Origin of the sequence: Burkholderia sp. CCA53 (genome assembly GCF_001685525.1) — a bacterium.
Classification (GTDB): Bacteria; Pseudomonadota; Gammaproteobacteria; order Burkholderiales; family Burkholderiaceae; genus Burkholderia; species Burkholderia multivorans.
In genome coordinates this window covers 2,749,152-2,767,041 of the sequence record NZ_BDDJ01000001.1, presented here as the reverse complement: position 1 = coordinate 2,767,041, position 17,890 = coordinate 2,749,152, and the positions used below count along the sequence as shown (strand labels likewise).

Genomic DNA, 17,890 nt, shown 5'->3' with positions numbered 1-17,890 from the left:
AAGCGGGCATTTCTCTTTCCGGCGTACGCAGCCCCCGCCTCGCGCATTCAAGGGTGCCGAATATAGTCGACGAGCGCCCGCGTATAGTCGTCGGGCCGCCGATCGAGCAGGCTCACGACGATCGCCACCGCAAACCCGGCCGGCACGCCGAACACGCCCGAACTGATCGGCTCGATCCCGAACCACGTCGGCCCGGCAAAGCCCGTCAGTTGCGTGAAGAACGGATACGTCGACACGATGTAATAGACGCACACCGCCAGCCCCGTCACCATCCCGGCGATCGCGCCGCGCGTCGTCGTGCGCTTCCAGAACACGCCGAGCACGAGCACCGGAAAAAAGCTCGACGCCGCGAGCGAAAACGCCGCGCCGACCAGAAACAGGATCTTCCCGGTATTGAGCGACGCGACGTACGAAGCAAACAACGCGACGCCGAGCAGCAGCACCTTCGAGATCGTGACGCGCCGCTGACTCGTCGCGTCGGGCGCGACCATGCAGTAGTAGACGTCGTGCGACAACGCATTCGTGATCGTCAGCAGCAGTCCGTCCGCGGTCGACAACGCGGCGGCCAGCGCACCGGCCGCAACGAGCCCGGACACGACATACGGGAGCCCCGCGATTTCCGGTGCGGCGAGCACGACCATGTCCGGCTGCATCTGGATCTCCGCCCCATGCACGATGCCGTCGCGGATCTCGTCGATCACGCTGATCAGGTCGGGCTCGAAGTGATGCCACTGCGTAACCCACGCGGGCAATTCCGCAAACGGCCGCCCGACGAGATTCGCGAGGATCTCGTACTTGATCATCACCGCGAGCACCGGCACGCTCAGATAGAACAGCGCGATGAAGAACAGCGTCCAGCCGACCGAGCGCCGCGCCGATGCGACCGACGTCGTCGTGTTGTAGCGCGTCAGGATGTGCGGCAGGCTCGCGGTGCCGAGCGACAGGCACAGCAGCAATGCGAGGAAATTGCGTTCGCGCGGCTTGCGCTCGGCATCGCTTGCGGCCGGAAACGGCTCGTGCATCGGCACCGGCGGTTCGGCGCGCGCGAGCAGTTCGTCGCGCATCTGCGTCCAGACGACGCGCGCTGCCGCCGGGTCGCGGGGAAACTCCGCGAGTTCGCGCTCGCGCAGCGTGATCTCGCGCAGCGGCCCGTTGTGACGCCGCAGGTCGGCGAGCTGATCGGCGAGCTGTCGGCGCGCATCGGCATACGAGCCCGGCAGCCGGTCGAGCTGCGTCTGAATCTGCGCCGCACGCCGCCGGTACGCGTCGCGCACCTGCTGCTCTTCGGCCCCATCGCGCACGCGCGCCTCGTACTCGGCGACGCGCTCCATCAGCTTGCCGTACGTGAACTGCGGCACGGGGCCGAGCCCGTTCTTCATCGCGATCAGCGACACCGGTATCAGGATCGCGCTGATCAGGATGATGTACTGCGCGACCTGCGTCCACGTGACGGCGCGCATGCCGCCGAGAAACGAACAGACGAGAATCCCCGCGAGGCCGCAGAAGATGCCGATCGCGAAATCGACGCCGATGAAGCGTGTCGCGATCAACCCGATGCCCTGAATCTGCGCGACCAGATAGACGAACGAACAGAGAATCGCCGCGCCAGCCGCGAGCGCGCGCACTGCCGTGCTGGAAAAGCGCGTGCCGAGAAAATCGGGAATCGTATAGCGCGCGAGCTTGCGCACGTACGGGGCGAGCAGAAACGCGACGAGACAGAAGCCGCCGGTCCAGCCCATCACGTATGCCAGCGCATCGTAGCCGGTCGCATAGAGCGATCCGGCGAGGCCGATGAACGAGGCGGCCGACAACCAGTCGGCCGCGGTCGCCATCCCGTTGAACGCCGACGGCACGCGCCGCCCCGCCACGTAGTATTCGACGAGATCGGACGTGCGCGACAAAAGCCCGATCACCGCATAGACGGCAATCGGCACGAACAGGAACACGTAGCCGATCCAGACGCCGGAGCCGGTCGCGCGCTCGATGCGCCACAGCAGCAGCACGAAGCCGAGAAAGCCGAGCGTGTAGAGCGCGTACGCGCGAATGAGTCGATGCGTGAGCATGAATCAGCGGCCGCCGCGCGGGTCGTCCGCGCGCGTCGCGTAGAGATCGTACCTGCGGCGCAGCGTGCGATCGGCGCGCTGCATCAGCCCGATATAGACGGCGATCAGCACGAGGTAGACGAGAATCGCGCCTTGCGCGCCGACGTAGAACGGCAGGCTGAAGCCGGCAAAACGCAGGTGCGCGAGCGCGGGCGCGAAGAACGGCACGACGAACGATACCGAAAAGCCGATCGCCATCAGCACGACGATCAGCACGACGTTGAAACGCCAATAGCGCGCATGGGCGCGCGCGAGCGGCTCGGGAACGGGCGGCGGCGCGACGGGCGCCGGGCGGGTGCGAACGGTCATGCCGTTGTTTGACAAAAAGCCCCCGCGCGGACAATCCGGACGGCCGCGCAGGGGCTCATGCGCGCGACGCGCGCGACGGGGACGATCAGCGCGCTTCGGTCAGCTGCTCGAGAATCGCCGGATTCTCGAGCGTGGACGTATCCTGCGTGATGGCCTCGCCCTTCGCGAGCGAGCGCAGCAGGCGCCGCATGATCTTGCCCGAGCGCGTCTTCGGCAGGTTGTCGCCGAAGCGGATGTCCTTCGGCTTCGCGATCGGGCCGATCTGCTTGCCGACCCAGTCGCGCAGCGCCTTCGCGAGCGCCGCGGCTTCTTCGCCTTCGGGCCGCGCACGCTTGAGCACCACGAACGCGACCACCGCTTCGCCCGTCGTGTCGTCGGGACGGCCGACCACCGCGGCTTCGGCTACCAGCTCGTGCGCGACGAGCGCCGACTCGATCTCCATCGTGCCGAGCCGGTGACCGGACACGTTCAGCACGTCGTCGATGCGGCCCATGATCGTGAAGTAGCCGGTCTCCTTGTCGCGCACGGTGCCGTCGCCGGCCAGATATAGCCTGCCGCCGAGTTCCTCCGGGTAGTAGCTCTTCTTGAAGCGCTCCGGGTCGCCCCAGATCGTGCGGATCATCGACGGCCACGGCCGCTTGACAACGAGAATGCCGCCCTGACCGTTCGGCACGTCCTGGCCCGTCTCGTCGACGACCGCGGCCATGATGCCCGGCAGCGGCAGCGTGCACGAACCGGGCACCGTCGGCGTCGCGCCCGGCAGCGGCGTGATCATGTGGCCGCCGGTTTCGGTCTGCCACCACGTATCGACGATCGGGCAGCGCTCCTGGCCGACGTGCTTGTGGTACCACATCCACGCCTCCGGATTGATCGGCTCGCCGACCGTGCCGATGATGCGCAGGCTCGACAGGTCATAGCTCTTCGGATGCACTTTCTCGTCGGCCTCGGCGGCCTTGATCAGCGAGCGGATCGCGGTCGGCGCGGTATAGAACACGCTGACCTTGTGATCGCCGATCATCTTCCAGAAGCGGCCCGCATCGGGATACGTCGGCACGCCTTCGAACACGACCTGCGTGCCGCCGCACGCGAGCGGTCCGTACGTGATGTAGGTATGGCCCGTGACCCAGCCGATGTCGGCCGTGCACCAGAACACGTCGGCGGGCTTCCAGTCGAAGGTCCACTTCATCGTCTGCGCGGCCCACAGCAGGTAGCCGCCCGTGCTGTGCTGCACGCCCTTCGGCTTGCCGGTCGAACCGGACGTGTAGAGGATGAACAGCGGATGCTCGGCGCCGACCCATTCGGGCGCGCAGGTGTCGGATTCGCCGTCGGCCAGTTCGTGCATCCACAGGTCGCGATCGGTATGCCAGTCGATCTTGCCGCCCGTGCGGCGATAGACGATCACGCTCTTCACCGCATCGCAGCCGCCCATCGCGATCGCTTCGTCGGCGATGTTCTTCAGCGGCAGCGTCTTGCCGCCGCGCACCTGTTCGTCGGCGGTGATCAGCGCGACTGCGCCGACGTCGACGAGCCGTTCGTTCAGCGATTTCGCGGAGAAGCCGCCGAACACGACCGAGTGCGTCGCGCCGATGCGCGCGCAGGCCTGCATCGCGACGATGCCTTCGATCGACATCGGCATGTAGATGACGACACGGTCGCCCTTGCCGATGCCGCGTTTCTTCAGCGCATTGGCGAAGCGCGAGACGCGCGCGAGCAGGTCGGCATAGGTGACGCGCGTGACGGTGCCGTCGTCGGCCTCGAAGATCACCGCGACGCGCTCGCCGTTGCCGGCTTCGACGTGGCGGTCGAGGCAGTTGTACGACGCATTCAGTTCGCCGTCGTCGAACCACTTGTAGAACGGCGCATCGGACTCGTCGAGCACCTTCGTAAACGGCTTGTGCCACGCGAGGCCCTCGCGCGCGAGGCGCGCCCAGAACCCTTCGTAATCGCGCTCGGCCTCGGCGGCCAGTGCGCGATAGGCTTCCATGCCGGAAATGGTCGCCGCCTTCTCGAGCGCCGCGGGAGGCGCAAACTGGCGGCTTTCGTGAAGAACCGATTCAATCGCAGACATCGACTACCCCTTGGTGAACATGAATCCTCTGCATGGCGGCGCGATCGTGCGCGCCGCGTCTTGGCCGGCGCCTCGGCGCCGCTGTCTCCCACTCACCCGCGCGCGACCCGGCAGGTCGCGCACGATGCTGCACCGCGTCACGCACACGAAGGCGGTCGGCGGTCCGGCTGTTTCAAGATAAGCGCTTCAACTTACCCGTCACTTACGCGGCGGCCGGCGCTTGGCGCGCCGCCGGCCGCGACCCTACAATCCTAACTGAACTCGCCTTCCGGATTCCAGCTTGAATCGCTACGCATTCTGTCTCGTCCTGTCGATGCTCTTCGTCGGCGTCAACGTCGGCATCGGCAAATCGATCGTCGCCTTCGTTCCCGTTGCCCTGCTCGCTACCCTGCGTTTCGTGATCGCGATCGCCGTGCTGTGGCCGCTGTTCAATCCCGCCAAGATGCGCGCGGTGCGGCGCGCGGAATGGCTGAACCTGTTTCTGCAGGCGTTCTTCGGCACGTTCATGTTCACGCTGCTGATGCTCAACGGCGTACAGCGCACGAGCGCCGTCGCGGCCGGCGTGATCACGAGCACGATCCCCGCGATCGTCGCGCTGTTCGCCTGGCTGTTCCTCGGAGAAAAGCCGAACGGCCGTGCGCTCGTGTCGATCGTGCTCGCGATCGCCGGCGTCGTGACGATCAACCTCGCGAGCGGCAATGCGTCCGCACAGGGCGCGCCGGCCGGTTCGCTGACCGGCAACCTGCTGATCCTCGGCGCCGTGTGCTGCGAATCGATCTACGTGATCCTGTCGCGCCGCCTGACGCAGACGCTCGCGCCGATCGACATCTGCGCCTACACGCACCTGTTCGGCCTGCTGCTGATGCTGCCGCTCGGCGCCGGCGCGTTGTGGCGCTTCGACTATGCGAGCGTGCCGGCCGGCACGTGGGCGCTCGTCGTGTGGTACGGGCTGTCGGCGAGCATCTTCTCGTTCTGGCTGTGGATGAAGGGTATCCGCCACGTGCCGGGCAGCCTCGCCGGCGTGTTCAGCGCGGTGCTGCCGGTCGCGGCAGCCGTCTACGGGATCGCGTTCCTCGGCGAGCGGCCGACGTTCGCGCATGGCATCGCGCTCGCGTGCGTGGTCGGCGGGATCGTGCTCGCAAGCCTGCGCATCAAATCGGCGGACGCCGCCGCCTCCTGATCCGTCCCCCGGCACATCAGCGCGTCGCTGCAGGCGCGCCGGCCGACGCGTTACAATAGCGCGCCCTTTAAGTTACCCACGATACCCACCCACCGCAGCACATTCACCATGTCCGCCCCGCACTCGCCCGGCCGTCCCGCCGCTCGTCCGTTGCGCCCTTTGCCCGCGCTGATCTTCATGAGCCGCTGGCTCCAGGTTCCGCTCTATCTCGGGCTGATCGTCGCGCAGGCGATTTACGTGTTCCTGTTTCTGAAAGAAGTCTGGCATCTGCTGTCGCACGCAACGAGCCTCGACGAAATCAGCGTGATGCTCGCGGTGCTCGGCCTGATCGACGTGGTGATGATCTCGAACTTGCTGATCATGGTGATCGTCGGCGGTTACGAGACGTTCGTGTCGCGTCTCGGCATCGAAGGCCATCCCGACGAGCCCGAATGGCTCGACCACGTGAATGCGGGCGTGCTGAAGGTCAAGCTGTCGATGGCGCTGATCAGCATTTCGTCGATCCATCTGCTGAAAACCTTCATCAACCCCGATCAGCACACGATGCACGCGATCATGTGGCAGGTGATCATCCACGTGTCGTTCCTCGTGTCGGCGCTCGTGATGGCGTGGGTCGACCGCCTCACGACGCACACGCATCCGGCCCATTTCCACGAGACGCAGACAGCCGCTGCGTCGCGCACGCCGGCCTGAACGGCCGGCCCAGCATTCCTACTGTCCCCACAGAGCCTCAGCCATGACCGTCATCAAACAGGAAGACCTGATCCAGAGCATCGCGGATTCGCTGCAATACATCAGCTACTACCATCCGCTCGACTACATCCAGGCGCTCGGCCGCGCATACGAGCTCGAAGAGAGCCCGGCCGCGAAGGACGCGATCGCGCAGATCCTCACCAACAGCCGCATGTGTGCGGAAGGCCGCCGTCCGATCTGCCAGGACACCGGGATCGTGACGATCTTCGTGAAGGTCGGCATGGACGTGCGCTGGGACGGCGCGACGATGAGCGTGACCGACATGATCAACGAAGGCGTGCGCCGCGGCTACACGCATCCGGACAACGTGCTGCGCGCATCGATCGTGAATCCGCCGGAAGGCGCGCGCAAGAACACGAAGGACAATACGCCGGCGGTGATCCACTACGAGATCGTGCCGGGCGACAAGGTCGACGTGCAGGTCGCGGCCAAGGGCGGCGGCTCCGAGAACAAGTCGAAGTTCGTGATGCTCAATCCGTCCGACTCGATCGTCGACTGGGTGCTGAAGACGGTGCCGACGATGGGAGCGGGCTGGTGCCCGCCCGGCATGCTCGGGATCGGCATCGGCGGCACCGCGGAGAAGGCGATGCTGATGGCGAAGGAATCGCTGATGGATCCGATCGACATCCAGGAAATCATCACGCGCGGCCCGCAGGACTGGATCGAGGAACTGCGCGTCGAACTGCACGAGAAGGTGAACGCGCTCGGCATCGGCGCGCAAGGTCTCGGCGGCCTGTCGACCGTGCTCGACGTGAAGATCATGGCGGCGCCGACGCACGCGGCATCGAAGCCGGTCGCGCTGATCCCGAACTGCGCGGCCACGCGCCACGCGCATTTCGTGCTCGACGGCTCGGGCCCCGCGAAGCTCGAGGCGCCGTCGCTCGACGCATGGCCGAAGGTCAACTGGGAGCCGAACACCGAAACGAGCAAGCGCGTCGACCTGAACACGCTGACGCCGGAAGAAGTCGCGAGCTGGAAGCCGGGCCAGACGCTGCTGCTGTCGGGCAAGATGCTGACGGGCCGCGACGCTGCGCACAAGCGCATCGCCGACATGCTCGCGAAGGGCGAGAAGCTGCCGGTCGACTTCACGAACCGCGTGATCTACTACGTCGGCCCCGTCGATCCGGTGCGCGACGAAGTGGTCGGCCCGGCCGGCCCGACGACCGCCACGCGGATGGACAAGTTCACCGAGACGATGCTCGCGCAGACGGGCCTGATCTCGATGATCGGCAAGGCCGAGCGCGGGCCGGTCGCGATCGAGGCGATCAAGAAGCACAAGGCGGCCTATCTGATGGCGGTCGGCGGCGCCGCGTACCTCGTGTCGAAGGCGATCCGCGACGCGAAGGTGATCGCATTCGAAGATCTCGGGATGGAAGCGATCTACGAATTCGACGTGAAGGACATGCCTGTAACAGTTGCTGTCGATTCTTCGGGCACGTCGGTGCACCAGACCGGTCCGAAGGAATGGCAGGCGAAGATCGGCAAGATCCCGGTCGCGACCGCTTAAGCGCAACGACGCGAAAGGCCGGACAGACCCTGTCCGGCCTTTTTCATTCCGGTATGCATTCGCGCGTATCGCGAATCGTTCCTTGCGGACCGTTCGCGGTTGATTCTCATTACGGCCGACAAGCCGATCGGACAAGGCTTCGGCGCTTGGCATTTCGTGTTCCAGCGATTATCGTTCGGTTTCTGAAGCGCTACTGAAGAAGGAAAAGCCATGCAAGGCGACAAGAAAGTCATCGAATACCTGAACGCCCAGCTGAAGAACGAACTCACGGCGATCAACCAGTACTTCCTGCATGCCCGCATGTACAAGCACTGGGGCCTCGACAAGCTCGGCAAGCACGAATACGACGAGTCGATCGGCGAAATGAAACACGCGGACTGGCTGATCGAGCGCGTGTTCATGCTCGACGGCCTGCCGAACCTGCAGGATCTGCACAAGCTGCTCGTCGGCGAGGAGACCGAAGAAATCCTGAAGTGCGACCTGAAGCTCGAGCAGATCTCCCAGGCCACCTGCAAGGAAGCGATCGCCTATTGCGAATCGGTGCGCGACTACGTGTCGCGCGAGATCTTCGAAAAGATCCTCGACGACACCGAAGAGCACATCGACTGGCTGGAAACGCAGATCGACCTGATCGGCAAGGTCGGCCTGCAGAACTATCAGCAGTCGATGATGGGTTCGCCGGAGTAAGCGCCCCCCGCCCGCTCGCCGTTCGCATGACGATGACGATTTCCCCGAGCGCCGCCGAAGCGCACCGCACCGCTACCGCTGCCGCCGCACCGATCGGGATCTTCGATTCCGGGCTAGGCGGCCTGTCGGTGCTGCGTGCGGTTCGTGCGCGGCTGCCCGGCGAGTCGTTCGTCTATGTCGCCGACACGCGCCATGCGCCGTACGGCGAGCGCGACGACGCGTTCATTACCGAACGCACGCTCGCGATCGGCGAGTGGCTCGTCGAGCAACGCGCCAAGGCGCTCGTCGTCGCGTGCAACACGGCAACCGCCCAATCGATCGCGGCGGTACGCGAACGTCTCGCGATTCCGCTCGTCGGCGTCGAGCCCGGCATCAAGCCGGCGGTCGAGCAATCGGCGAGCGGCGTCGTCGGCGTGCTGGCCACGCAAGCCACGCTGCGCAGCGCGCGTTTCCAGGCGCTGCTCGAACGTCACGGCGCCGGGTGTCGTTTCATCTGCCAGCCCGGTCACGGCCTCGTGCAGGCCGTCGAGCGCGGCGACACCGGCTCGCCCGCGCTGCGCGCGCTTCTCGACGGCTATCTGAAGCCGATGCTCGACGCAGGTGCCGACACGATCGTGCTCGGCTGCACGCACTATCCGTTTCTCACCACCGCGATTCGCGGCCTGATCGGCGAGCGCATGACGATCGTCGATACGAGCGACGCGATCGCGCGCCAGCTGGCCCGCGTGCTGGAACAGCACGGGCTGCGTACGCCCGCCGGCATGCCTGCGGCCGCTCCCCGCTTCTGCTCGACGGGCGACGGGCGTCCGTTGCAGGCGCTCGCATCGACGCTGCTCGACCTCGACGCGCCGGTCGAAGCCGTCACCATCGCATCGCCGAACGCGCGCGCTTGCGCGTCCGTCTGACCCGCCCCCTTCGCCGCGCATCGCAAGGTACGACCGCTCGCCGCTATCAGGGTCCGATGGCCTTTAAAAAAAGCGAACCCGCGCTTGTCAACGCCGCAGAATTTAATGATAATAATTCGCATTAACGTTAGCTATCGCACTCATCATGATCGTCTGCGTATGCAAGTCTGTTTCCGATCGGAAGATTCGCGCGTCCCTCGCGGAGGGCGTGGACTCGTTCGACGAGCTTCAGTTCGAGCTTGGCGTGGCGACCTGCTGCGGCAAATGCGAGGAGTCGGTACGCGACCTGATGGCCGAGCACGGCGTGTGCGCGAGCCGGTGCGGTGTCGAGCATCACGCTCATCCGATTCCGGTGACGTTCTACGAACGCAAGGCGGCCTGAGCGGGCCGAGCGTGCGTATGCGGCCCCGGCCGCATTTTTTGTTTTTCCGTCAGCAAGCCATCGTCTGCGCAAGCCAGCGGTTTATTCGCGAAGGAGCTGGACATGGAACTGCTGATCGGTTTTGTAACCACCGTATGCATCTCGCTGCTGATCTTCCGCAAGTGATGCCGTTTCACCCGCCGCGCCCCGGGTGCGACGTCGTTCTTTCAAGCTAACATGCAGCCATCGCATTCCGCTTCTGCCGGCGCCTTGCCGGCTGTTCCACGTATGAATCTCCGAGTCGTCGCCGTCGCGGTCGGTGTGCTGGCCGCACACGCGATCATGCTGACGGCCGCATGGCTCCATCGCAGCGCGCTGCCGCCGAAATCCGTCGAGGTCCAGTCGATCACTGCGCAGCTGATCGCGCCGCCCGCGCCGCCCGCGCCGGTCGCGCAGCAAGTCGCGGCCGAATCGATCCCGCAGCCGGCACCGCCGAAGCCGGTCCCGCGCGTCAAGCCGAAGGTCGAGCCGAAGCCGGTGCCGAAGGTCGCGAAGCCGACGCCGCAGCCGGTCGCGCCGTCGCCCGAACCGTCGCCGACGCCCGCACCGGCCGCCGCCGAGCCCTCGCCCGCCGCGCCGGCCGCGGCAGCGCCCGCCCCCGCACCGGCGCCGGGCCCCGCCCGCGAAACGATGCAGGTCAGCGCGCCGAAGAACGTGCCTACGCTGCAGTGCTCGTTCGTGAAGCCCGACTACCCGGCGATGTCGCGCCGTCGTGGCGAAACGGGCACCGCGTACGTGCACTTCGTCGTCGGCGTGACGGGGAAGATCGAAAGCATCGAATTGCAGAAGAGCAGCGGCTATCCGCGTCTCGACGAAGCCGCGCTCGACGCGATGCGTGCGACCACCTGCCGTCCGTATATCGAAAACGGCCAGGCGATCCGCGCCGCTCGCACGCAGCCCTACAACTTCGGGCTCACCGATTAACCAGCCTTATCCGGAAAGATTCAAGGGAAACAAAAATGCAAAGCTACGGTATCGCGCACGTCTGGGCGCAAGGTGATTTTGTGACGCGCGCCATTGCGATCACGCTGCTCGTGATGTCGATCCTGTCGTGGATCGTGATCGTCGTGAAGGGCTGGAACGTGGTGCGGCTGAACCGCCTGACGAAAAATGCGGAGCAAGGCTTCTGGCATTCGGACGACTTCGAGGACGGCATCAAGAAGCTCGGCCTTGCTGCGTCGACGCCGGCCGACAATCCGTTCCTCGCGCTTGCGCTGTCGGGCAAGGAAGCGGCCGATCACCACCATCAGACGCAGCCGCATCTGCATGACCGCATGGACGTGTCCGACTGGGTCACGCGCTGCCTGAAGGACACGATGGACGAAGGCATCGCCCGCATGCAGAGCGGCCTCGCCATCCTCGCATCGATCGGTAGCACGGCGCCGTTCGTCGGCCTGTTCGGTACGGTCTGGGGCATCTATCACGCACTGCTCGCGATCGGCATGACGGGCCAGACGTCGATCGATCAGGTCGCGGGCCCGGTCGGCGAATCGCTGATCATGACGGCATTCGGCCTGTTCGTCGCGATCCCGGCCGTGCTCGGCTATAACGCGCTCACGCGTGCGAACAAGGGCATCGTCAGCAAGCTGCGCCGCTTCGCGCACGGCCTGCACGCCTATTTCGTGACGGGCGAGCGTCTCGCATCGTCGTCGGATCGCAGCGGCCTGCGTCTCGCCGCGCGCGCCAGCTGAAGCGGGGGCGAACCATGGCAATGAATACCGGCTTCGGCGACGATGACGACGACGGCGTGATGAGCGAGATCAACATGACGCCGCTCGTCGACGTCATGCTGGTCCTGCTGATCATTTTCCTCGTGACGATTCCGGCCATGCAGCATGCGGTGAAGATCGATCTGCCGCGCGCAAGCAGTCAGCCCGTCGACGAGAAACCGCAGACGGTCGACGTCGCGATCCAGGGCGACGGCACGATCCTGTGGAACGACCATACGGTTACGCGCGACCAGTTGCAGGCGCGCATCGCGGAAGCGGCGCAGCATCAACCGCAACCGGAACTGCATCTGCGTGCGGACCGCAAGGTCGCATACGAGCGCGTGGCCGAGGTGATGTCCGACGCGCAGGCAGGCGGCCTGACGAAGCTCGGCTTCGTGACGGAACCGGGCGCGAAAGTGAAGAAGTAACGAAGCGCGCCGCACAAAGTAAAAGGCCTTCATCGCCAGATGAAGGCCTTTTTTCATGCGCACGCGGGCGCCTTCGGGCGGCGGGCTCTTCGGCGGTATCGGTTGCGCCTCGAGCAACGCAAATGCGACTACCGTGGTCTGCACGGGTTGCGCGTTCTGCCCTATCTGGCTCGCAACATATGCGGCCACCTGATTCCGCTCAGAACTTCCTTCGCGAAATGGGATTTCAATATAGGCCTGCCCGCATCGGCATTCAAGTGCCTGTCGATTGAAACTTGCGATTGCCGGCGACGCTTCAATGACAAAACAAATCCGCCGCCTTGCGCGTGCGAGGCTCAGCTCGCCGCAACGTCCGCGGCCGCATCCTTCTTCGCGCGCTCGGGGCAGCTGGGCTGCTTGTATTCGCCGTGATCGAGCTTCTCCACCAGGTAGTCGACGAATGCGCGCACCGCAGGCGGCATCCCCTGTCGCGATACGAACACCGCGTACAGCTGCGGGACCGGCAACGTCCAACCGGGCATCACCGGCGACAATTGGCCGGCGCGCAACGCATTGCCGTACATCATCTCCGGCAGCGCCGCGATGCCGAGACCGTCGAGCACCGCCTCGCGAATCGTCATCAGGTCGGCCGTCACGAGGCGCGGATCGTGTTCGTGCACGTGACGCGTGCCGTCCGGCGCGATCAGGTTGAACACGTGCCGCCCGTCGACGCTCGGCGTATCGAGCGTTTCGAAATGCGCGAGATCTTCCGGCACGAGCGGCGGCGCATTCTGGCTCAACAGGCTCGGCGCGCCGACCAGCATCTGCTCGGTACGCCAAAGCGGCCGCACGACGATGTTCGCGTTCTGCGGCGGCTCGGACCGAACGCGCAGCGCGACGTCGATCGAATCCTCGAACAGGTCGATCACGCGATTCGTCACACGGATGTGCACCTTCACTTCGGGATAACGATGCAGGAATTCCGGCAGGATCCGCGACAGCATCGTCTGCGACAGCGTGACCGGTACGCTGACGCGCACGGATCCGCGCGGCGACGCACGCAGCTGTTGCACTGCGTTCATCGCCGCCTGCGCCTCGGCCAGCATCGCCTGGCAGTGCTGGTAGAACAGCTCGCCGGCCTCGGTGAGCGCGAGCTTGCGCGTCGAACGCTGCAGCAGCCGCACGCCGAGCGCGCCCTCGAGTTCCGTCAGACGCCGCGACAGCCGCGATTTCGAGATGCCGAGGACGCGCTCCGCCGCAGAAAAACCGCCGTGCTCGACGACCTGCGAAAAGTACATCAGGTCGTTCAGGTTATGTGCATCGATGTTCATGTCATCGTTCCAATTTCAGAACAATCCATTGCGGGTCACCGCAAATTCCCAGGCAAATCGGTCCATATAATAGCGTAGTGTTTCAAAAATAATGCTATTCCGTTGATTCGAGGGCTTCCCCATGACGACCGCTCGTTCGCTTGACCGCATCTACCCCGCCGTTCGGACGACCGAAGGCGGCGGCTTCGTGGTTCACCGCCCGTTCCCGACGCGTCAGCTGATGGACTTCGATCCATTCCTGCTGCTCGACGAAATGGGCCCCGTCGACTACGCGCCCGGCGAGGCGAAAGGCGCGCCCGACCATCCGCACCGCGGCTTCGAAACCGTCACGTACGTGCTCGAGGGGCGGTTCCGTCATCGCGACTCGGCCGGCCATGCCGGCACGCTCGGGCCCGGCGACGTGCAATGGATGACGGCCGGCTCGGGCGTCGTGCACAGCGAGATGCCGGACCCCGAGTTCGCGCGAAGCGGCGGCCGCTCTCACGGCTTTCAGCTGTGGGTCAACCTGCCGCGCCGCGACAAGCTGATCGCGCCTCGCTACCAGGAAATGCCGGCCGACCGCATTCCGATCGCGACGTCGCCGGACGGGCGCGCACACGTGCGCGTGATTGCCGGCGAAGCGTTCGGTGCGCGTGCGGCGATCGAGACGCGCACGCCGATCCTGTACCAGCACTTCACGCTTCAACCCGGCGCGACGGTCACGCAAGCGGTGCCGGCCGGCTATCGCGTGTTCGCCTATCCGATCGAAGGAACGGGCCGCTACGGGCCTGAGGCGCAAGCTGTCGACGCCCGTCACATGATCGTGTTCGGCGACGACGGCGATACGGTCACGTTCGCCGCCGGCGACACGTCGCTCGACCTGCTGCTGATCGGCGGTACACCGCTGAACGAGCCGATCGTGCGCTACGGCCCGTTCGTGATGAATACCGAAGAAGAGATTCGGCAAGCCGTCGTCGATTATCAGACCGGTCGCATGGGACGCATCGAAGCGTGATGCGTACGGATGGGACGCGGGTGCCGCGAAGCCGCGCGTTTTGCGTCACAATGACTTCCTGACTTGAACCACACGGCGTCCCGCCACAAGAAGGAAACCGTCCCCTTGAACTTCGAACACCTGATCCAGATCAACACCGACGATCCGGCCATCCCGACCCTCACGCGCGACCAGCTGTGGGAGGGCCTCGTGCTGCGCGCGGAGCAGCCGCAGCTGTTCGTGATCGGCCTCGATAGCTGCGTCGTTCGCGAGCGCACCGCGACCACGCTGGAGCGCGAACTGCATTACGGTCACGCGGTCGTGCGCGACCGCGTGACTTTCACGCCGAATCAGCAGGTCCGCTACGACATTCACGCGGCCGACGGCGAAATCGGCGGCTCGCTGACGATGACGATCGAGGAACGCGACGATCATGAGCTGTTCCTGCGTTTCGAATACCGGACGACGCTGACCGTCACCGACGACAGCGAGGAAGCGCGGCAGACGCACGGCATCGTGAAGGAAGCGTATCGCACCTCGGACATCGATACGGTGCGCCTGATCCGCGAATACGCGCAGGGACGCAAGGACCCGGATCCGCTGCACTGACACGGGCGGCGGCGTGCTCGCCGCCGTTTGCTTCAAGCTATCGACCCCGCTTCCCCGATCAATAAAGAGTTTTTGTAAATGGGAATAGTTATCATTTAGAATTCATTCCATCGTATCGACAGTCACCGATCAAACCGAATGACCGACACCATGCGCCCGACTACGCTGACCTTGCGCCGCACTGCGGGCACTGCAGGCGGCAGCCGTCAGAAGACGGCGGCGGTTACCGCTCCGGCGAAGCCTGCCGGCAACCGCGACAGCGGCACACGGGTCGTCAGCAGCGACGCGCTGCTGCAAGGTCACAGCCACATCAGCATTGCGCACAACGGCGAAACGTATCAGTTGCGCGCAACGCGGCTCGGCAAGCTGATCCTGACGAAGTAACGACAGAGTATTGTGGGGACCACCTCCCTGAGAGGTGTTGGGCATTAGCCAGCGCAACGGCTTGCACGCGAGATCTAGACCCCTTCGTGCAAACACACTCAAGCAGCCGTTGCAGCAAGCCAAGCCACTTTTTTGGTTCTCACGCGGCAACAAAAAAGCGACACGTCCTTCGACGTGTCGCTTTTTATTTGTGCTCTCGGATGCGCTCGCGCTCGCGCGGGAATGGAAAATCCATGAAGGCAGACCAAGCGCCGTTCGACGATCGGCCGCTGTGGCCGACGCGATTCGCGCAGCCGCTCAGAAACCCCAGAACATCAGCCACCACGCGCTATCGATCACCGCCAACGCGGCGGCAAACCACGCGAAAGCCGCGAGCCGGCGCGGCCACGTCGCGTAGCGGCCCGTCACCTTCCATGCGAGCCAGGCGCTCCACGCGTTGGCGCCGATCAGAATCGCAATCCGCACGTCGGCCGCCCAGCCGAGCGGCACATGTTCGGCGCGCAGCAGCGACAACGTTGTCGCCGACAACCCGAGGAACACGCCCGCACCCGCGATCGGAATCAACGCCTGCGCGAGATGATGGAGCCGGACGCGATCGAAGCGGCCGAGCATCAGCGTCGCGCCGGCCAGCAGCACGAGCAGCGCCGTACCGTATACGAGGCCCGTGCCGACGATATAGCCGACGATCAGCCCGCCGTCGAGCCACGAGAACACGTCGTTGCGGTCCGGATAGTGCGTCAGCAGGAACCACGGCGCGTTGGTCTCGAGCGGCCACGTGATGTCGTGGTCGATCAGCCAACCGGCAAGCCACTGCTTGATCTGCACGAACCACGGACTGACCGTCCAGTGGAACGCACCGATCGCAACGCCGAGCAGACCGTAGAGGATCAGCGCGGTATCCCAAGGATTCGCCTGCTGCGCGCCGAGATTGACGACTTCATCGGACGGCGAGCGCCACGACAACGCGATCGCGTCGCGATGCCCGCTGCAGCGGCCGCACATGTGACAGGCGGCGGCGCCCTTCATGTTGCGCAGCGGCACGAGCGGCGCGCAGTTGATCGGAATCACGCGGTGCCCGTGCTCGCCGTTCTTGTACGAGCGGCGCCACGCTTCCTCGTCGACCTTGTAGCGCATCGGCGCGAGCCGAGCGAGCAGCCCGAACACGCCGTTGACGGGGCACAGGTATTTGCACCACACGCGCTTCTCGCGACCGTATAGCAGCCCGATCACGATGGCGGCGGCCGTCGAGCCGCCGAGGACGAGCAGCACGGCAAGCGGATACTGATACACGCTGACCATCTGGCCGTAGATCGTCGTGATCCCGAACGCGACGAACGGCCAGCCGCCCCACCGCATCCAGCGCGGGATGGCGCGCCCGCGGCCGAAGCGGCTTGCATACTCGGCCAGCGCGCCCTCGGGACACAGCACGCCGCACCAGACGCGGCCGAGCATCACCATCGACAGCAGCACGAACGGCCACCAGATGCCCCAGAACACGAATTCCGCAGCGAGCGTCAGGTTGCTCCAGAGATGCGCGGAATCGTCCGGCAGCGGCGTGATCGCCGGCACGATGATCAGGAACGCATAGACGGCGACGACGACCCACTGGATGCCGCGAATCAGCGCCCCGTGGCGCTGCATCCAGTGGCCGGCCTGCGCGAGCCGGCCCGGCTTTGCTGCTGCGACGACGCTCATGCCGCGCGACCCGCTGCGACGGCCGGGCGACGGCTCGCACGCTTCATCAGCAGCCAGACCACCGCCCAGTACAGCGCATAGGCGATCAGGTTCGTCAGCGCCGGGTGCGCGCGATAACCGGTCAGCGTCGCGACGAGCGAGCCGAACGTGCCGGAATCGTCGAGGATCGCCGACGTATCCCACACCTGCGAGATGCCGAGCGGCAGGATTTCCTTGTCGATCAGCTTGTCGACGCCGGTCTCGAACAGGCCCGCGCCGAGGAACAGCAGCATCACTTCGGTCACGCGGAAGAAGTGCCGCCACGAGAAGTACTTGCCGCCGAGCTGCAGCAGGTAGAAGGTCAGGAACGCGAGGCCCAGGCCGATCACGACCGCGAGCATCTGGCTGCCGTCGACATGGCCGGACTGGCCGAAGCCGAGGCCGTACAGGAAGATCACCGTCTCGCTGCCTTCACGGGCAATCGCAAGCGCGACCAGCACCGCGACGCCCCACCAGTTCGAATCGCGCGTGCTTTGCTGGAGCGACTGCTCCATGTCGCGCTTCAGCGTGCGTCCGTGCCGGCGCATCCACAACACCATCTGCACGATCAGCACGCAGGCGATCAGCACCATCGCGGTCTGGAAATAGTCCTGCGCGTCGCCCGACAGCACTTCGGTGAACCCGACGAGCGCGGCGCCGAGGCCGACCGCCATCAGCAGGCCCACGACGACGCCGGTCCACAGGAAAGGCAGGCCGCGGCGCGCGTCGGCGTCGCCGTTCTTCAGCCATGCATACAGAATGCCGACGACGAGCAGCGCTTCGACGCTCTCCCGCCAGACGATGAACAAGATCTGACCCATCGATACCTCCT

Annotated in this window: 18 protein-coding genes; 12 read left to right on the top strand and 6 right to left on the bottom strand. The window is 65.4% G+C overall.

What is annotated here, in order from left to right; translation table 11 throughout:
• Nucleotides 1–47: 47 nt before the first annotated feature.
• The 3 genes from BCR55_RS12865 to acs form a co-directional block, all read right to left on the bottom strand.
• A complete protein-coding gene (locus tag BCR55_RS12865) occupies nucleotides 48–2,063 on the bottom strand; it encodes a sodium:solute symporter family protein (protein ID WP_065494614.1) in 2,016 nt (671 codons plus the stop codon).
• A 3-nt stretch (nucleotides 2,064–2,066) separates the two neighbouring features.
• A complete protein-coding gene (locus BCR55_RS12860; protein ID WP_065494613.1) occupies nucleotides 2,067–2,411 on the bottom strand; it encodes a DUF4212 domain-containing protein in 345 nt (114 codons plus the stop codon).
• 85 nt (nucleotides 2,412–2,496) lie between these two features.
• Nucleotides 2,497–4,479, bottom strand: a complete 1,983-nt coding sequence (gene acs / locus BCR55_RS12855) for an acetate--CoA ligase (protein WP_006407944.1) — start codon at nucleotides 4,477–4,479, stop codon at nucleotides 2,497–2,499.
• A 280-nt stretch (nucleotides 4,480–4,759) separates the two neighbouring features.
• Here acs and BCR55_RS12850 point away from each other — a divergent pair, with 280 nt between their 5' ends.
• The 9 genes from BCR55_RS12850 (at nucleotide 4,760) to BCR55_RS12810 (ending at nucleotide 12,069) form a co-directional block, all read left to right on the top strand.
• On the top strand, nucleotides 4,760–5,659 hold the full coding sequence (locus BCR55_RS12850) for a DMT family transporter (protein WP_053297024.1): 900 nt from the start codon (nucleotides 4,760–4,762) through the stop codon (nucleotides 5,657–5,659).
• Between the two features lie 108 nt (nucleotides 5,660–5,767).
• Nucleotides 5,768–6,352, top strand: a complete 585-nt coding sequence (locus BCR55_RS12845; RefSeq protein WP_006407941.1) for a TIGR00645 family protein — start codon at nucleotides 5,768–5,770, stop codon at nucleotides 6,350–6,352.
• A 43-nt stretch (nucleotides 6,353–6,395) separates the two neighbouring features.
• Nucleotides 6,396–7,919, top strand: coding sequence for a fumarate hydratase (locus BCR55_RS12840; RefSeq protein ID WP_065494612.1), 1,524 nt, complete (start codon nucleotides 6,396–6,398; stop codon nucleotides 7,917–7,919).
• Nucleotides 7,920–8,129: 210 nt separating this feature from the next.
• Nucleotides 8,130–8,606 carry a bacterioferritin gene (gene bfr / locus BCR55_RS12835; protein WP_006402035.1) on the top strand — a complete coding sequence of 159 codons (477 nt, stop codon included), beginning with the start codon at nucleotides 8,130–8,132 and terminating at the stop codon, nucleotides 8,604–8,606.
• A gap of 26 nt (nucleotides 8,607–8,632) precedes the next feature.
• Complete coding sequence (gene murI, locus BCR55_RS12830) at nucleotides 8,633–9,511, top strand: glutamate racemase (protein ID WP_065494611.1); 879 nt, start codon at nucleotides 8,633–8,635, stop codon at nucleotides 9,509–9,511.
• 145 nt (nucleotides 9,512–9,656) lie between these two features.
• Complete coding sequence (locus BCR55_RS12825) at nucleotides 9,657–9,893, top strand: bacterioferritin-associated ferredoxin (RefSeq protein WP_006402037.1); 237 nt, start codon at nucleotides 9,657–9,659, stop codon at nucleotides 9,891–9,893.
• Nucleotides 9,894–10,109: 216 nt separating this feature from the next.
• Nucleotides 10,110–10,856, top strand: coding sequence for an energy transducer TonB (locus BCR55_RS12820; protein ID WP_065494610.1), 747 nt, complete (start codon nucleotides 10,110–10,112; stop codon nucleotides 10,854–10,856).
• A gap of 35 nt (nucleotides 10,857–10,891) precedes the next feature.
• On the top strand, nucleotides 10,892–11,623 hold the full coding sequence (locus BCR55_RS12815; RefSeq protein ID WP_006407936.1) for a MotA/TolQ/ExbB proton channel family protein: 732 nt from the start codon (nucleotides 10,892–10,894) through the stop codon (nucleotides 11,621–11,623).
• Between the two features lie 14 nt (nucleotides 11,624–11,637).
• Nucleotides 11,638–12,069 carry a biopolymer transporter ExbD gene (locus BCR55_RS12810; RefSeq protein ID WP_006402040.1) on the top strand — a complete coding sequence of 144 codons (432 nt, stop codon included), beginning with the start codon at nucleotides 11,638–11,640 and terminating at the stop codon, nucleotides 12,067–12,069.
• A 335-nt stretch (nucleotides 12,070–12,404) separates the two neighbouring features.
• Here the strand turns inward: BCR55_RS12810 and BCR55_RS12805 are convergent, their stop codons facing one another.
• Nucleotides 12,405–13,379 carry a LysR family transcriptional regulator gene (locus tag BCR55_RS12805; protein ID WP_006407935.1) on the bottom strand — a complete coding sequence of 325 codons (975 nt, stop codon included), beginning with the start codon at nucleotides 13,377–13,379 and terminating at the stop codon, nucleotides 12,405–12,407.
• A gap of 121 nt (nucleotides 13,380–13,500) precedes the next feature.
• On the opposite strand from BCR55_RS12805, the gene BCR55_RS12800 reads away from it, so the two are divergent.
• The 3 genes from BCR55_RS12800 (at nucleotide 13,501) to hemP (ending at nucleotide 15,345) form a co-directional block, all read left to right on the top strand.
• Nucleotides 13,501–14,373 carry a pirin family protein gene (locus tag BCR55_RS12800; protein ID WP_006407934.1) on the top strand — a complete coding sequence of 291 codons (873 nt, stop codon included), beginning with the start codon at nucleotides 13,501–13,503 and terminating at the stop codon, nucleotides 14,371–14,373.
• Between the two features lie 105 nt (nucleotides 14,374–14,478).
• Entirely contained in the window at nucleotides 14,479–14,961 is a 483-nt protein-coding gene (locus BCR55_RS12795; protein ID WP_006407933.1) for an SRPBCC family protein, read from the top strand.
• A 138-nt stretch (nucleotides 14,962–15,099) separates the two neighbouring features.
• The gene (hemP, locus tag BCR55_RS12790; protein ID WP_006402044.1) at nucleotides 15,100–15,345 is read left to right on the top strand and encodes a hemin uptake protein HemP; all 246 of its coding nucleotides are present in this window, start codon (nucleotides 15,100–15,102) and stop codon (nucleotides 15,343–15,345) included.
• 297 nt (nucleotides 15,346–15,642) lie between these two features.
• On the opposite strand, the gene BCR55_RS12785 is transcribed toward hemP, so the two are convergent.
• Together BCR55_RS12785 and BCR55_RS12780 are read right to left on the bottom strand one after the other, a co-directional pair.
• Nucleotides 15,643–17,040, bottom strand: coding sequence for a 4Fe-4S binding protein (locus tag BCR55_RS12785; RefSeq protein WP_065494609.1), 1,398 nt, complete (start codon nucleotides 17,038–17,040; stop codon nucleotides 15,643–15,645).
• Complete coding sequence (locus tag BCR55_RS12780) at nucleotides 17,037–17,879, bottom strand: FTR1 family protein (RefSeq protein WP_006409594.1); 843 nt, start codon at nucleotides 17,877–17,879, stop codon at nucleotides 17,037–17,039. Before BCR55_RS12780 ends, BCR55_RS12785 begins: the two co-directional genes overlap by 4 nt.
• Nucleotides 17,880–17,890: the final 11 nt, after the last annotated feature.

Coding starts and splice junctions, on each gene's coding strand:
- BCR55_RS12860 (WP_065494613.1), bottom strand. CDS start 2,411: ATGACCGTTCGCACCCGCCCGGCGCCCGTCGCGCCGCCGCCCGTTCCC.
- BCR55_RS12845 (WP_006407941.1), top strand. CDS start 5,768: ATGTCCGCCCCGCACTCGCCCGGCCGTCCCGCCGCTCGTCCGTTGCGC.
- BCR55_RS12785 (WP_065494609.1), bottom strand. CDS start 17,040: ATGAGCGTCGTCGCAGCAGCAAAGCCGGGCCGGCTCGCGCAGGCCGGC.
- BCR55_RS12780 (WP_006409594.1), bottom strand. CDS start 17,879: ATGGGTCAGATCTTGTTCATCGTCTGGCGGGAGAGCGTCGAAGCGCTG.
- hemP (WP_006402044.1), top strand. CDS start 15,100: ATGACCGACACCATGCGCCCGACTACGCTGACCTTGCGCCGCACTGCG.
- BCR55_RS12825 (WP_006402037.1), top strand. CDS start 9,657: ATGATCGTCTGCGTATGCAAGTCTGTTTCCGATCGGAAGATTCGCGCG.
- BCR55_RS12810 (WP_006402040.1), top strand. CDS start 11,638: ATGGCAATGAATACCGGCTTCGGCGACGATGACGACGACGGCGTGATG.
- BCR55_RS12820 (WP_065494610.1), top strand. CDS start 10,110: ATGCAGCCATCGCATTCCGCTTCTGCCGGCGCCTTGCCGGCTGTTCCA.
- murI (WP_065494611.1), top strand. CDS start 8,633: ATGACGATGACGATTTCCCCGAGCGCCGCCGAAGCGCACCGCACCGCT.
- BCR55_RS12815 (WP_006407936.1), top strand. CDS start 10,892: ATGCAAAGCTACGGTATCGCGCACGTCTGGGCGCAAGGTGATTTTGTG.
- bfr (WP_006402035.1), top strand. CDS start 8,130: ATGCAAGGCGACAAGAAAGTCATCGAATACCTGAACGCCCAGCTGAAG.
- acs (WP_006407944.1), bottom strand. CDS start 4,479: ATGTCTGCGATTGAATCGGTTCTTCACGAAAGCCGCCAGTTTGCGCCT.
- BCR55_RS12840 (WP_065494612.1), top strand. CDS start 6,396: ATGACCGTCATCAAACAGGAAGACCTGATCCAGAGCATCGCGGATTCG.
- BCR55_RS12800 (WP_006407934.1), top strand. CDS start 13,501: ATGACGACCGCTCGTTCGCTTGACCGCATCTACCCCGCCGTTCGGACG.
- BCR55_RS12865 (WP_065494614.1), bottom strand. CDS start 2,063: ATGCTCACGCATCGACTCATTCGCGCGTACGCGCTCTACACGCTCGGC.
- BCR55_RS12805 (WP_006407935.1), bottom strand. CDS start 13,379: ATGAACATCGATGCACATAACCTGAACGACCTGATGTACTTTTCGCAG.